This window comes from Flavobacterium branchiophilum FL-15 (genome assembly GCF_000253275.1).
Classification (GTDB): Bacteria; Bacteroidota; Bacteroidia; order Flavobacteriales; family Flavobacteriaceae; genus Flavobacterium; species Flavobacterium branchiophilum.
Genome location: NC_016001.1, coordinates 2,581,058 through 2,596,078 on the forward strand (window position 1 = coordinate 2,581,058; position 15,021 = coordinate 2,596,078).

A 15,021-nucleotide genomic window follows, 5' to 3' on the forward strand; every position below is an offset into this window, starting at 1 on the left:
ATTTTTTTTCAATTACAAATATAAATAACTAAGTGCGAAGTTTTTAAATATTTTGAAAAAAAGACAGATTTATATTTATGATCAAAATTATAATAAATACAGAATTCCGTAAAATCATTAATTCAAAAAGCATCATTTAAAATATTTAGGATATAACAACATAAATATTTATATTAATCTTATTTTACTTAAATTATTAATCATATTGACAAATTTATTCATCAAAAAATAAATCAAAGCAACAAAAAATGAATTAAAAAAATGGGGCTGTAAAAACAAAAAATCCGAATTGATATTTAAAAAATAAATAAAACTGATGTGTCAATTATATTAAAATGATTGAAATTGCGTTTGATAAATGAATTAAAATCGTCTAAAATCATAAAAATTGATATAAAACTGATTTTGATAGTAAATAAGTTTACATAATTGTTATATTTGCACGCTATTTTAAAAACATGAATAAATTATACATCTTAATAACCCTTTTTAGTTTGAATTGGATGCAAGCTCAAACACATGAAATTGGTATTTTTGCTGGAGGTAGTAATTATATGGGCGATATTGGACCAACAGATTTTGTTGCACCTAATAAGTTAGCCTACGGTTTTATATACAAATGGAATAAAAGTCCAAGACATTCCTATCGTTTTTCTTACACTCAATCCACTATTAATGCTTCAGACTTGGATTCTGGTGTGCCAAGTCGGTATTTACGAGGATTGTCATTTAGCAACAATTTGAAGGAGTTTTCTGTTGGTTTAGAATTTAACTTTTTTGATTTTGATTTGCATCAAACAGGTTGGAAAACGACTCCTTATGTATATTCTGGTATCAATTATTTGATATATGATGAACAATTTTTTTTAAACAAAGAATTAAAATTCGATTATACAAGCAGCAATTTTAGTGTACCAATGGTTGTTGGTGTAAAAACAAACCTTACGAATCATCTAATTTTAGGATTGGAAGTAGGAGTAAGATATGCTTTTACAGACAACCTTGATGGCACAAAACCCAAAAATGTGAATTTGAAAAGTTTGCGTTTTGGCAATACACAAAGTAATGATTGGTATGCTTTTTCGGGTTTTACCCTAACCTATACCTTTGGTAGAAAACCATGTTATTGTAACAACTAGATTATGAACTTATTAGAAAAAATAGATATTGAAAATTTGCCAAAGCATATTGCCATCATCATGGACGGCAATGGCCGATGGGCCAAACAACGGGGTTTTATGCGGGCTTTTGGCCATGAAAATGGTACAAAATCTGTGAGGACAACCATTGAAACCTGTGCTAGAATGGGCATTCAAAACTTAACATTGTATGCTTTTTCAACAGAAAATTGGAACAGACCCAAGCTAGAGGTGGATACACTAATGTCGTTGTTAGTCAAATCTTTAAAAAACGAATTTAATACCCTACAAGAAAACAATATCCGATTTAATACTATTGGAAATATTGAAATGCTGTCTAAAAACACACAACAAGAGTTACAAAAAGTGATGGAAGGAACGGCCAACAATACTCGAATGACCTTAACTATTGCCTTAAGTTATGGATCGCAAGAAGAAATCATTCATGCAGTTAAAAAAATCAGCGAAAAAGTTAAAAATAATATAATTTCGATAGATAGTATTGATGAATCCATAATTAATAAGCATCTTTACACCCACAATTTGCCCGATGTCGATTTATTGATAAGAACAAGTGGTGAACAACGTATAAGCAATTTCCTTCTATGGCAAATTGCTTATGCAGAATTATTTTTTACAGATGTATTATGGCCAGATTTTAAAGACGAGAATTTATATGAAGCAATTATCAGCTATCAAAAAAGAGAACGCAGGTTCGGAAAAACAAGTGAACAAATTAAATAATAAGTTAGTGTTACAAAAAAGTTTAAAATTAGTTATTACCCTATTGGTTTTTGGAATTTCAATAGTAGCAAATGCCCAAGACAGAGTACCTTATGATCAGGGTACCAAATATATTTTAGCCAAAGTTGATGTAACAGGCAAAATCAATTTCAATGCACAAACCGTAGTAACCTTTGCCGGTTTAGAAAAAGGTCAGAACATTACTGTTCCAGGAGAAGAAATCAGTGCGGCTATCAAAAAGCTAGGCAAACTTGGTTTATTTAGCGATATAGATTTTTATGTAAATAAAGTTGTTGGCGATAGTATTTATTTAGAATTAAACATCAATGAATTGCCAAAATTGAGCGAAGTTAAAATTAATGGTGTCAAAAAAGGAAAAATAGAAGCCTTAATTAAAGAAAATAGCCTTACAAAAGGCAAAATTGTAAATGACAATTTAATAACAACTACTAAAAATTATATTGAAAATAAATATAAAAAAGAGGGGTATTTTAACACCAAAGTTTATATCAATCAAATAAAAGATACTACTACCATCAACGAAGTAAAACTCTTGGTAAACATTGATAAAGGCGATAAAATTAAAATTGAATCTATTGATTTTGAAGACAATAAGCAATTGAACGATGCTAAATTGCGATCGGCCATGAAAGATACCAAACAAATTAATCGATTTAGAATTTTTAAAGGTTCCAAATTTATTAATGCTAAATACAAAGAAGATTTGGTAAAAGTAATAGACAAATACAAAGAAAATGGGTATAGAGATGCACGAGTAATTTCTGACACCATTAAATATAATGACAAGACCAATAAATTAGCCATAAAAGTAAAAGTAGAAGAAGGGCATAAATATCATTTTGGAAACATCAAGTTTATAGGAAACACCGTTTATCCCGATCAATTATTGCAACGCATTTTAGGAATCAACAAAGGAGATACATACAATGGAGTATTATTACAAAAAAGAGTTGAAGACAAATCAAAACCCGACGGAGAAGATATTGCCAATTTATACCAAAACACAGGGTATTTATTTTCAAAAATCAATCCAGTAGAAGTACGCACTGCCAATGATTCGATTGATTTTGAAATCCGTGTTACAGAAGGGCCAATTGCTTACTTTAACAAAATTACGGTTGTGGGTAATGACAAAACAAACGACCATGTGATTTACAGAGAATTACGCACAAAACCAGGTCAAAAATACAGCAAAGAAGATTTAGTTCGAACAATCCGAGAGATTGGGCAATTAGGCTTTTTTGACCCAGAATCTATCAAACCCGACTTTAAAAATGTAGATGCCGCAGCAGGAACAGTAGATATTCAATACAATTTGGTTGAAAAAGGAGCCAGTCAAATAGAGCTTCAAGGAGGCTATGGCGGCAGTGGCTTTATTGGAACATTAGGGCTTTCGTTCAATAACTTTTCTGCTAGAAATATGTTTAAAAAAGAAGCTTACAAACCATTGCCAATGGGCGATGGACAAAAATTGGCACTTAGGTTACAGGCCAGTACTTTTTATAGAACTTATAGTTTGTCTTTCTCAGAACCTTGGTTTGGCGGCAAAAAACCTGTAAGTTTTTCAGCATCTCTCGCAAGTAGTAAACAATATTTATTTACAGGTGGTACAACTTCAGACAAAAGTAGAAGTTTTGACATTACCTCATTATCCGTTGGTATAGCCAAAAGGCTTACCGTGCCAGATGACTTTTTTGTGTTGTCTCATACTTTATCATTTCAATATTACAATTTAAATAATTACAACACAGGGTTATTTACTTTTGGAGACGGTTCGTCAAGAAACTTATCTTACACTATAGGATTAAGCAGAAATAACAAAGGTGTAAACCCTATTTTTCCTACTTATGGATCAGAATTTAGTTTGACAGCCAAATTTACACCACCTTTTTCATTATTTGATAAAATTAATGTAGATGATTTAGCAAAACTAGAAGAGTATAAATTACGAAATGAAGGTGATGGGTATTTTAGTCCAATAGATGGCAATTGGATTAATAACAATGATTATATTAAAGTAAAAACAACTGCAGCAGGAACAGGATATGTAAAAGCAGCCGACTATACAGAGGCCGATGCAAATGCAAGTAAGATTGATCAAAAACAATTCAAATGGCTCGAATATTATAAAATTAAATTCAAAGCAGATTGGTACACAAAATTGTATGACCAATTAGTTTTAAGAACCATGGGCGAATTTGGATTTATGGACAAATACAGTTCAGGCAAAAATTTAGTTCCTTTTGAAAGGTTTTATTTAGGCGGCGATGGGTTGGCAAATTTCGCATTAGATGGTCGTGAGGTAATTGGTCTTAGAGGGTATCCAAACCAATCCTTGTCTAATTCAAATGGATCTACAATATATAATAAATTTTCATTAGAATTGAGGTATCCACTAACATTAAAATCGTCGGCATCTATTTATATGTTAGGATTTATGGAGGCTGGTGCTGCCTATAGCTCGTTTCAAAACTACAATCCTTTCCAACTGAATCGTTCGGCAGGTGTTGGTTTAAGAATTTTTATGCCTGCATTTGGTTTATTAGGGATTGATTTTGGACACGGTTTTGATTCATTACCAGGCGAAACAAAAGCCCATGGATGGGAAACCCATTTTATAATTGGACAACAATTTTAATGAATTTTATGATTTATTATATCTAATTTTATATTTTTGAACTATGAAAAAGCAAATTTTAATTTTAGCAACCATTTTCTTATCATTGATGGCAAATAGCCAATCAAAAGGAATAAAAATTGGATATATTGATATGGAATATATTTTAGAAAATGTTCCAGACTATAAAGATGCCAAAAATCAATTGGAACAACGTGCTCAAGTTTGGCAACAAGAAATTGAGGCCAAAAAAAATGAGATAACCAAATTGAAAGAATCATTAGCAACAGAAAAAGTACTGCTTACTAAAGAGTTGATAGATGAACGAAATGAAGAAATCAAATTTCAAGAAACGGCTTTAAATGATTACCAACAAAAAAGATTTGGCCCAACTGGAGATTTGATTGTTCAAAAAAAATTATTAGTTCAACCTATTCAAGACCAAGTTTTTACAGCAGTTCAAGATATTGCAGAGTCTAAAAAATATGATTTTGTTTTTGATAAATCGTCCGATTTAACCATGTTGTTTGCTTCCAAACGTTATGATATTAGCGACAAGATTGTGAGTATCATCAACAGAAGTACCAAAAAAACGGAGATGACCAAAAAACAAATTCAAGAAGAGGAAGAAAAAGAACGTAAAAAAGAACTCATCGAAGACAATCCAGCCCTTTCTGAAAGACAAAAAGTGATGGAGGAAAAAAAATTGGCTCGAGAGAAAATGATGGAAGATAAAAAATTAGCCGCTGCCGAAAAGAAAAAAGCACAAGAAGAAGCAAAAGCTAAATTGAAGGCAGATCATGAAGCTAAAAAACTTGGCACGATTTCTGATAATAGCAATAATGAGAAAGAAAAAGATGCTATTAACCTTGAAAAAACTACCTCAGATGACAGCAAAAAAGAAATTGTACTAGAAAAACAAGAAATCAAAAACAGGGCTTTTGAAGAAAGAAAAAAAGCCATTGAAGAAAGAAAACAAAAAGTAATGGCAGAAAGAGAAGCCGCCAAAAAAGCAAAAGAAGCCGAAGTAGAACGAAAAAAAGAACAAAAAAACCAAATAAAAGAAAATAATTAATTACTAAATACTTTACAAAAATGAAACAAATCAAAACTTTATTAGCTGCTGCCATATTATTTATTGGTGCACAATCTATGCAAGCACAATCAAAAATGGCACACGTTGATACAAACGAAATCATGTCGAAAATGCCAGCAATGCTAGAGGCTCAAAAACAATTGCAACAAATTGGCAAAACTTATGAAGATACTTTCAAAACTATGACAGACGAGTATTCGGCAAAATTAAAAAAATATGATGCGGAAGTAGCTACAGCTGGCGAAAAAGTAAACGAAGAAAGAGCCAAAGAAGTGCAAGACATGCAAAAAAGAATTTCTGATTATAGAGAGAATGCTCAAAAAGAATTAGAAACCAAACAAGCAGAATTGACCAAACCAATTTATGAAAAAGTTAAAGCCTCTATCAAAAAAATTGCTAAAGCCAAAGGGGTTCAATACGTTTTAAATGCTGATGGTTTATTAGTTGCAGACGGATTAGATTTGACTGCAGATATCAAAAAAGATTTAGGTTTCTAAAATATTTTTTATACATATCAAAAAACTGTTCCTTTTTTATTGAAATTGGAACAGTTTTTTTTTATTTTTGTTCCATGATTCAAACAAACGCAATTGGACTTTTCGATTCGGGTATTGGTGGCACTTCTATTTGGAAAGCCATACACCAATTGTTGCCTCACGAAAACACCATTTATCTGGCAGACAGTAAGCATGCTCCTTATGGACAAAAATCTAAAAATGACATTATAGATTTGAGTTTCAAAAACACAGAATTGCTTTTAAAACACCATTGCAAACTCATTGTCGTGGCCTGCAACACTGCTACTACAAATGCCATTAAAGAACTTCGTGATCATTTTGACGTTCCTTTTATTGGCATTGAGCCAGCCATAAAACCAGCAGCTACAAATTCTAAAACCCAAACTATTGGCATATTGGCCACTCAAGGTACTTTAAATAGCGACCTGTTTCATAAAAATGTTGCACAATTTGAACATACAAAAATAATAGAACAAGTGGGACATGGATTGGTTCAATTGATAGAAAATGGACAAATAGAATCTGATGACATGCACTATTTATTGCAATCGTATTTAAAACCAATGATTGCAGCCAATATAGACTACCTTGTTTTAGGCTGTAGCCATTATCCGTATTTGATGCCACAAATCCGTAAAATAGTTCCAAAACACGTTCAAATTATCGATTCGGGCGAGGCAGTTGCCAGACAAACCAAAAAAATATTAGACGATTTACATCTCTTAAACACCCAAACATACATACCTGAATGTATTTTTTATACCAATGCCAATACTTCGGTTTTGTCTGGGATTTTAGACAATCAATATAAAGTACAATATAAAGATTTTTAGCAATAGAAATTAAAATATTATTTACAAAAAATATTTTTGACTTTTTTTATACCAAATATATTTATAAAATAGTCCAAAGATGCGTAGTTATCTTTTAGAAAAAATTTTCAAGAAAAATCGTTGCATAGCTGGGCTACGGAACTATTTTTTTTGACTCATTTTAGCAAAAAAGAACCAATAGATTGGACTATTTTATATGTATATTTGGTATTATTTGCCCAAAATATAATTTCTACCATGTATCAATACACTAGGTTCGATCAAAATAATACTAAAAACACCCGCTAAAATTAATACTTTTAAAATATTATGGGTGTTTAAAAAAGCTTCCTGAGTATGGGCTTTCCAAAGGCTGATGCTTAAATATATAAAAAAAATGAAGCACATATAGAAATAAATATCCATATAACCTACCGAGTAAACATTTACCAAAAAATATACAGGAATTACTGTAAGAATGAGTAAGGAAATAATGATTCTTTTAGACCAATTTTCGCCATATACATTTGGAATTGTTAAATAATTATTAGCAAAATCTCCTTTCATATTTTCTAAATCTTTGATCATTTCTCGAACCAATATCAAAAGAAAAAGGAAACTGGCATGAAAAAAAATAACTTCATAAAAATTTTTAAAATACAATAATATACCAAAAAATGGCAAAACCGCCAATATAGATGCTAAAATGTTGCCTACAAACGGTATTTTTTTAAATTTATGACAATAAATCCAAATTAAAAAAATGTATGTTGAATAAAATAATACGGCTCGCCAAGAAACGATAAAGGCAATAATAGCAACTAAAAAATTTAAACCAAAATAGACTTGTAATTTTGTAGATTGACTTACTAGTCGGTCCAATTTGGATTTATTGGGCCTGTTGATTAAATCTTTTTGACTGTCATAAAAATTATTGATGATATAACCCGAGGCAATAGTCATGCTTGAAGCCAATACCAATATAAATAAATCTACATCCAAAATTACACTTAACGCCCTTACTTCTGGAGCTAAAATAAAAATAGCGGCAAGATATTGAGCCAAAATAATCACGATAATATTATAGGCTCTGACAACCGAAAAAAGACTTACAAACTTCAGTATCAACCATTTACTTTTTCGGCTCAACATAAGTAGTAATTAAAATTGGTACACCACTTCAAGTTTATAATCTTTTAGTGCTGTTTGTGCTTTTTCCAAATCTTCGGTAAAGCCTAAAATGTAGCCTCCGCCTCCAGAACCGCAAAGTTTCAAATAATAATCGTTGGTATCTATGCCGTTTTGCCAAACACCGTGAAAGGCTTCAGGAATCATTGGTTTGAAATGGTTTAAAACTACTTTTGATAATTTTTTAGTATTAGAAAATAGGGATTTCATATCGCCTCCCAAAAAATTTTCTACACAAGCATCGGTATATTTTACAAACTGGTTTTTCAACATCACTCTAAAACCTTGATCTTTAAGGTTTTCCATAAAAATATTTACCATTGGAGCTGTTTCGCCAACAATGCCAGAATCTATCAAAAATACAGCCCCTTTTCCGTTTATGGATTGGGTAGGAATACCTGCCGTTTGAATATTGTCTTTAGAATGTATCAAAATAGGAATACTCAAATAGCTGTTTAATGGGTCGAGGCCAGAACTTTTTCCATGAAAAAAAGATTCCATTTGACCAAAAATATGTTTTAAAGTAAGTAATTTTTCACGTGTTAAGTTTTCTAACACGGTAATTTTATCATAAGCATATTTATCATAAATAGCGGCTACCAAGGCACCACTACTCCCTACTCCATATCCTTGAGGAATACTAGAGTCAAAATACATGCCCCTTTGAACATCTTCTTGCAACAATTCCAAATGAAATCGAACCAAATTTGGCTGTTCAATTTGTAAATTTTGCAAATAACTTACATATCGTTTCAAACTTTCGTTGGATTTTACAGCTTCGGCACTAGGATTTTCATCAACTTTTAATGCTCCGTTATAAAAATTATACGGTATTGACAGTCCTTTAGAGTCTTGAATGATGCCATACTCTCCGAAAAGTAATATTTTTGAATAAAAAAGTGGTCCTTTCATCTTATTTTGTTGATTAATTTGGGGTTCATTAAATCATTTGTGTAGCTCCATGGCCTACTTCGTCGCAAATATACTGCCCTTTTTGACAATAAACAACTAATTCTTGTTGAATAAATGTTTCAACTGCTTTCAAATATTTTTTTGGATACAAAACATGCACATTTGCCCCCGCATCTAACGTAAAACAGACTGGAATTTGGGTCGTTTTTCTAAATTGCCAAATCGCATTAATTATGGCTAATGTAGGGGGTTTCATTAAGATAAAATAAGGCATCGAAGTCATCATCATAGCATGTAAGGTTAGTGCTTCGCTTTCTACAATGCCAATAAAAGTTTCTAAATCTCCTTTTGAAATGGCTAATGATAATTGATGTAGTTGTAGTTTTGCTTGTTCAAATCGTTGTGCTGCAAATGGATGGCCGTGCATCAAATTGTGACCAAGTGTGCTCGATACTTGTTTTTCGCCTTTATCTACTAATAAAATTGTATCTTGAAAATCTGTAAACACTTCGTGTATTTGATTTGGAAATGGTATTCCAAACACATCCGAACTATCAAAATGAGGATGCTGACCCCAAATGACCAATTGTCCTTTGATGCTTCTGCACGCACTACCAGAACCCAATCGAGCCAAAAACGAGGCTTTTTTGTAAAAATATTCGTCTGTTATTTGCGGGTTTAATAATTTTTCCAAACTCATTATATTCATTGCCAAAGCTGCCATTCCTGAAGCTGAAGACGCTATACCCGAACTGTGTGGAAAAGTATTTTGTGTATCTATTTGAAAATGATATGCCTTCAAATAAGGACAATATTTGACTATTCGTTCAAAAAACTGTAAAATTTTGGGTTTAAATGCTTCCTTGGGTTGGCCTTCAAAAAGCAATTCAAAAGAAAAATCATGGGTATGGGCTTTTTTTTGAAAATGTAATTGGGTTATGGTTTTACAATGATTTAGTGTAAAACTTATAGAAGGATTTGCAGGAATTTGAGGGGTGCTTACCTCTTGCTTGCCCCAATATTTAACCAATGCAATATTACTTGGGGCACTCCATTGAAGGGTTCCTTCTTGAATGTTTTCTAAAAATGTTGTTGCTACAAACTGATTTTCTGATTGGATAATCATGCGGATTAATTACAAATTTATCATGCAAAGGTAGTCAATTTGGAGATTGAATAAACAACAAATAGTAAATTTTTCTTAACTTAAAAAAATAACAAAACTGTTTTATTTAATTGGCAAAAAAAATAGGGCTATGGGTCGTTTTATCATGGTTTCATGCCATAATTTAATTTACATTAATTTATTGTGTTCTAAATTGAGAAGGCGATATACCAACATGTTTTTTAAAAAAACTATTAAAATGGGTCCCTTCCTGAAAACCTAAACTATATCCTACTTCGGAAATGTTCCACAAACTGTGTTTTAATAATATTTTGGCCTCCTGCACTTTCCTTTCGGCAATAAGTTGCGAAGTGGTTTTATGGGTTACTGCTTTTATGGCTCGGTTCAAATGGTTTACGTGTACATTGAGCTGGTTTGCAAATTCAGATGCTGTGCCAATTTGCATGCTTTGGTGTGCATCGTCTATGGGAAATTGGCGTTCCAACAATTCTAAAAATAAAGTTGCTATGCGTTCGGAGGCATTAATAGAATGTACGTTTATTCTGGCTTTTGGTTCTAATTTCATTGCAAAATGCAACAACTCATAAACCAAATTTCTTAACAAATCGTATTTAAAAACATAATCTGCATTGATTTCGTCTAGCATTTTAACGAAAATGGGTTCTACTTTGGCCAACTGTTCATCGGTCAGTTCAAAAATAGGTGTGCCATTGGGTTGAAAGACCGTATATTGGTTAAGATTGCCAAATTGATGAAAAAAATGGGTATTGAAAATGCAAAAATAACCCGCTCTATATTCTTCTAAATGATCCCATTTGTAAGGAATTTGCGGATTTGAGAAACAAAGTGCCTGCTTTTTTACTTCGACCACCTGATCTGCAAAATAGACATTGCTGTTCCCTTTGGCCAAACTAATTTTAAAAAAATCCCTACGTTTATAAGGAATCGGCTGTGCTTTGTCGCCCACAAAAGGGGCTAATGTAAACACATTGAAATGCCCTAATTCGTTTTTGAGATTTTCGGGCATCCAATTGAATTTATTTTTATAAAAATCAGCTAATGTTTCTGGTTTTTCCATAGTCAAAAATAAAAAAAAATAGATTATATTGCATCAATAATTATAGGTTAGAGACAAATTCCATATAAAAGCTTTGCCAGGAATAGCAGTTTGAATCGATTGATTTACAATTGAAGACAAAACAAAAGGTGTTTTCTTATTATACAAACTTACTGTTGTGGAACAATAATAGCCCGATTTATTATCCATTTTCAAATAATAGATTTGAGGTTGCCATTTCAAAAAAATTTCGGGTACCACTTTGATATTAGAAAACGTACTATTCAGTGTAATAAAATGGGTGTTATTTGTTGTACCAAAATCCCATCCGTGCGAATATAAGTAATACAAACCAATACTTGCATTTTTAGTAAGCGTCAAAGTAGGAACAATTTCAGTGGCAGTGTATCTGTTTGTAATGAGGCTATTTTTAACAACACCATGCTGATCCAATACAGTTTCTTCTTTGAAAGCGATGGCTGGATGTGCTCCCAAGCTTAATTTAAACCGTGAATGAGTTACTATTTTATACCTTCCCCAAAAAATAAACGACCAAGGTTGTGCCTCTAATGAAAAACGCAATTGAGGGTCGAAGCTCCAACGGGAAGCATGTATAGAAAAATCAAAAATTGCGGCTGGTTTTCCTAAAGAAAAAGTAGGCAAAAGCGAAATGCCATTGTTTGTAGCAGTAATGGCTCCAGAAAACGAAGTAGTTGTAGCAGCTTCTTGAGAAAAAATACTGTTAGTAAAAAGTAAAATAAACAAAACCCATTTGGAAAAAATACCATGTTGCATAAATCAAATAATTTTAAAAAGATGACTTGTGCAAAATTGTACCATTTATAATTGTTTCAATGATATATTTCAAATTTAATATGGCAAAAATCAAACCATTTGGAAGTCTTAAGATGTAAATTGCAAACACTAAAACGAAATATGTTCTTAATTTTTATTTGTATATATAAATAAATATTTCAATATTAACAAACAAATTATTTCAAATCAACTAATTTAGAATTTGTATTTCTATAAAAAAATGCCGTTAAATGTTTTTCAAAAAAAATAATAAAAAAAAAAGATTATAAAAAAGTGGAACTAAATTCTCTTACAATCCTAACAAAAACAATTTTTCGATAAACCCATAAGGGGGGTGCATGTAATCGGTTTAACTCATGGTTTTTATTTTTTATAGGTATTAGTTGGATTTAATTTGTTTTAACTATATTTTAACTTATATATTTTGTTTTTTTTAAGTATTCATTGATTAAAATTCATTGCTTGGTTTTAAGATGCAAGGAAACTCTAGCTGTTGTAGGTAGTTGTTTTTAACAAACTAATTCAAATTTAATAAGCAAATATTTTATGTTAAATGTTTAGGTTTACTTATAACTAAATAGTATATTTGCGCTTAAAAATTAAATAATTGAGAAAAAGTAATTGACTTAGTAATTTTTAGCGTCGCACGACTCTTTTGATGTCGTGTTTTTTATTGACTTTTTATTAGCTATACCTAGTAGCTAAAATTTTTATTGCTTTTTGCGAAGCAATTCTTTTTGCCGAGGCAGACGTGAGTTTCTGTCCATTCTAACGTTAACAACTATTGAAACTAAACATAAATGACCTAGTTGAGGTGGACTATAATACCTAAACATAAACAAAAGTGATTCTAACTATTTTATGTATCTCTTTCTACGCTCTATGTAGAAGGGTAAAAGATGTCTTGGATTTTATCTATAGACTAATTAGGTTAAACAAATGCGGGTGTGACTGCTAAAGTTTAACTTGTCGTAAGGACAAATTCTGAATGTTTAACATGAGAGGTCATTTGTTTTCGACGACGGCGACTTCTCATAATTAGCACAAAATTAAATAAATTAATTTATTGTACAATACTTTTTCTCAAAAATTTCAAAGAATTTAATTTAACCTTTAATAACACATAATAATATGAAATTTATAAATGTCACAGAAAACGGCTCAAACAAAATCAAAACAATAGCAACCGATAAAATTAAAACTTTAGAGTCTTTCCAATTTAAAAGTGGAATAGATGGTTGTATTATTTATTTTACTGATAAAACTGAACTTTGGGTTAATCAAAGTAAGGCAGATATTATAAATCTTGTTGGCTAACTTAAAACCAACACTCTTTCTAAATTGCGTTTAACATATTCAAGTCTGTATTGCGTTTGAGTATGTTAAACCTTTTAGTTTTTCGGTTAATTCCTTGATTAGTTTTTCATTTTTAGTTTTTTTTCTACATCTACCATTCTCTAGTTGTTTTTTAACGCTTTGCTTTTTACAATTACCTACAACGTTTCTCATATTTGCGAAGGCGGGGATTTTTAGCACAAATGTTCATTTGAAAAACTGAATTTGAACCTTGCACTAAACTGTCATAGAAGCACCAAACCCCCGCTTTTGCAAATATGATGTTAGCGGTAGTTTAGTCAACATTGTCATGTAAAAACATATTATTTGGCCTTATCATGCTTACTATTTCCATATTTTTTTTCCTAAGACTTGTTGTCAAATTGGAGAAATAAATTTCATCCCTTCCAATTTTCAGTATCCTTTTCAATTCTTTTCCAGCCGATGTCAATAAGTAAAACTTGAGTTGATAATCTGTAGAACTGCGGTTTTCAATAAAGTTGATGGTTCCATCAGGTAAGACTATTTCTAAGTCAGATTTAACAGGTATGCAAATGTTTGCGATTTCAGAATTATTTAAGAGTCCGAGGTCACACAAATGAATAAAAGAACTAAAGTCAAAATTGTAGGAGTCCTTAAAGCTTGTATTTTCACTAATCTTAATTATTATTGAATTATTCTTTGTGTTTATTACTCTTAAGCATAAATTTTCAAATAATTTGCAGTCATCAGCAGTCATGACTTTTAGTTTGTCCAAAGTCATTTTGGAAAAGCTATTTTTTGCTAGACATTCTTCAGCAAGAATTTTTGCCCATAGTTTTTTAAGCTCATCTTCAGATACATCTTGTGATGTCGAGATGAAATAATTTAACCAGTCTTTACTTATATTTTCTGGTTTAGATTTTTCATCTAATTGGTTTATTGTGTTCTGAACAATGCTTTCCAGATTTAGTTGTCGTTGAATTTCCGTTTCATAAATTCTGATAGTTGTTCTATTGAAAATGTTAATTTTATCAATTTCTAACTGCTTAATAGCTTTTCTTTTTTCAATTATTAGGTCAGTTTCAGATCAAACAAGTTTTCTAACAGGGTCAATAACTATTCCAACAGTGTCTCTTACTACTGATGAAAGTTTGTCAATCGCATTTCCTAAGTTTGATATATCCATGTCTGTTATTTAAATTACCGCTAACTAGTAGATATACGAAAGTTATTGCGTTTTTAACATTCTATATCCACTTCACAAAAGTACAAACAAAAAAAATACTTTGCAACTTTTTTATAAAAAAGCCACATGAATAAATATTATCGTAAAACAAACGTATCATTACAACTTATTTATTTTCAAAAAAGTGCCAGCAGTTTGTTGCTGTATGTTCAGGGTTACTCTTTTGGGAGTCTAACTGAAAGTCGCCCTTGGGCTATGGATGAAAGATTGCTACATTTTTTGTAGGTCATCTTGTTTTTGAAAAAAAAGCTGCTTGAATAGGGTTTGTTAAAAATGGTTTGCTAACTTTAATTTATTTTAAATGTAAAATTTAATTTTGCTTTTATCACTCGTTTATCCACTACAAACATAAAACTATTTTTTTATTTCTGAAAACTATTTTTACATTTTTTTATGTTTTATATAAGTACTG

General features: G+C 31.1%; 13 protein-coding genes. 7 read left to right on the forward strand and 6 right to left on the reverse strand.

Annotation, left to right across the window (positions count from 1 at the left end):
• The first annotated feature begins 458 nt into the window (after nt 1-458).
• From porG to murI, 6 genes are all read left to right on the forward strand, one after another.
• Nucleotides 459-1,139, forward strand: coding sequence for a type IX secretion system protein PorG (gene porG / locus FBFL15_RS11195; RefSeq protein WP_014084700.1), 681 nt, complete (start codon nt 459-461; stop codon nt 1,137-1,139).
• A 3-nt stretch (nt 1,140-1,142) separates the two neighbouring features.
• Nucleotides 1,143-1,883, forward strand: coding sequence for an isoprenyl transferase (locus FBFL15_RS11200; protein WP_014084701.1), 741 nt, complete (start codon nt 1,143-1,145; stop codon nt 1,881-1,883).
• On the forward strand, nt 1,816-4,542 hold the full coding sequence (locus FBFL15_RS11205) for a BamA/OMP85 family outer membrane protein (protein WP_050881302.1): 2,727 nt from the start codon (nt 1,816-1,818) through the stop codon (nt 4,540-4,542). The genes FBFL15_RS11200 and FBFL15_RS11205 overlap by 68 nt, the downstream gene beginning before the upstream one ends.
• Before the next feature lie 43 nt (nt 4,543-4,585).
• Nucleotides 4,586-5,596: an OmpH/Skp family outer membrane protein gene (locus tag FBFL15_RS11210; RefSeq protein WP_014084703.1), complete on the forward strand. Its 1,011-nt coding sequence runs from the start codon at nt 4,586-4,588 to the stop codon at nt 5,594-5,596.
• A 20-nt stretch (nt 5,597-5,616) separates the two neighbouring features.
• Entirely contained in the window at nt 5,617-6,114 is a 498-nt protein-coding gene (locus tag FBFL15_RS11215) for an OmpH/Skp family outer membrane protein (RefSeq protein ID WP_014084704.1), read from the forward strand.
• A gap of 74 nt (nt 6,115-6,188) precedes the next feature.
• Nucleotides 6,189-6,968, forward strand: a complete 780-nt coding sequence (gene murI / locus FBFL15_RS11220; protein WP_014084705.1) for a glutamate racemase — start codon at nt 6,189-6,191, stop codon at nt 6,966-6,968.
• A gap of 210 nt (nt 6,969-7,178) precedes the next feature.
• On the opposite strand, the gene FBFL15_RS11225 is transcribed toward murI, so the two are convergent.
• From FBFL15_RS11225 to FBFL15_RS11245, 5 genes are all read right to left on the reverse strand, one after another.
• Nucleotides 7,179-8,099: a geranylgeranylglycerol-phosphate geranylgeranyltransferase gene (locus FBFL15_RS11225; RefSeq protein ID WP_014084706.1), complete on the reverse strand. Its 921-nt coding sequence runs from the start codon at nt 8,097-8,099 to the stop codon at nt 7,179-7,181.
• 9 nt (nt 8,100-8,108) lie between these two features.
• Nucleotides 8,109-9,047 carry a mevalonate kinase family protein gene (locus FBFL15_RS11230; RefSeq protein WP_014084707.1) on the reverse strand — a complete coding sequence of 313 codons (939 nt, stop codon included), beginning with the start codon at nt 9,045-9,047 and terminating at the stop codon, nt 8,109-8,111.
• A gap of 28 nt (nt 9,048-9,075) precedes the next feature.
• A complete protein-coding gene (locus FBFL15_RS11235) occupies nt 9,076-10,173 on the reverse strand; it encodes a diphosphomevalonate decarboxylase (protein WP_014084708.1) in 1,098 nt (365 codons plus the stop codon).
• A gap of 178 nt (nt 10,174-10,351) precedes the next feature.
• Nucleotides 10,352-11,251: a helix-turn-helix domain-containing protein gene (locus FBFL15_RS11240; RefSeq protein ID WP_014084709.1), complete on the reverse strand. Its 900-nt coding sequence runs from the start codon at nt 11,249-11,251 to the stop codon at nt 10,352-10,354.
• 33 nt (nt 11,252-11,284) lie between these two features.
• Nucleotides 11,285-12,025 carry a hypothetical protein gene (locus FBFL15_RS11245; protein ID WP_014084710.1) on the reverse strand — a complete coding sequence of 247 codons (741 nt, stop codon included), beginning with the start codon at nt 12,023-12,025 and terminating at the stop codon, nt 11,285-11,287.
• Nucleotides 12,026-13,177: 1,152 nt separating this feature from the next.
• Between FBFL15_RS11245 and FBFL15_RS11250 the strand changes: the two genes are divergently transcribed.
• Complete coding sequence (locus FBFL15_RS11250) at nt 13,178-13,363, forward strand: hypothetical protein (protein WP_044032278.1); 186 nt, start codon at nt 13,178-13,180, stop codon at nt 13,361-13,363.
• A gap of 313 nt (nt 13,364-13,676) precedes the next feature.
• On the opposite strand, the gene FBFL15_RS16190 is transcribed toward FBFL15_RS11250, so the two are convergent.
• A complete protein-coding gene (locus FBFL15_RS16190) occupies nt 13,677-14,435 on the reverse strand; it encodes a DUF2806 domain-containing protein (protein ID WP_083839258.1) in 759 nt (252 codons plus the stop codon).
• Nucleotides 14,436-15,021 lie beyond the last annotated feature (586 nt).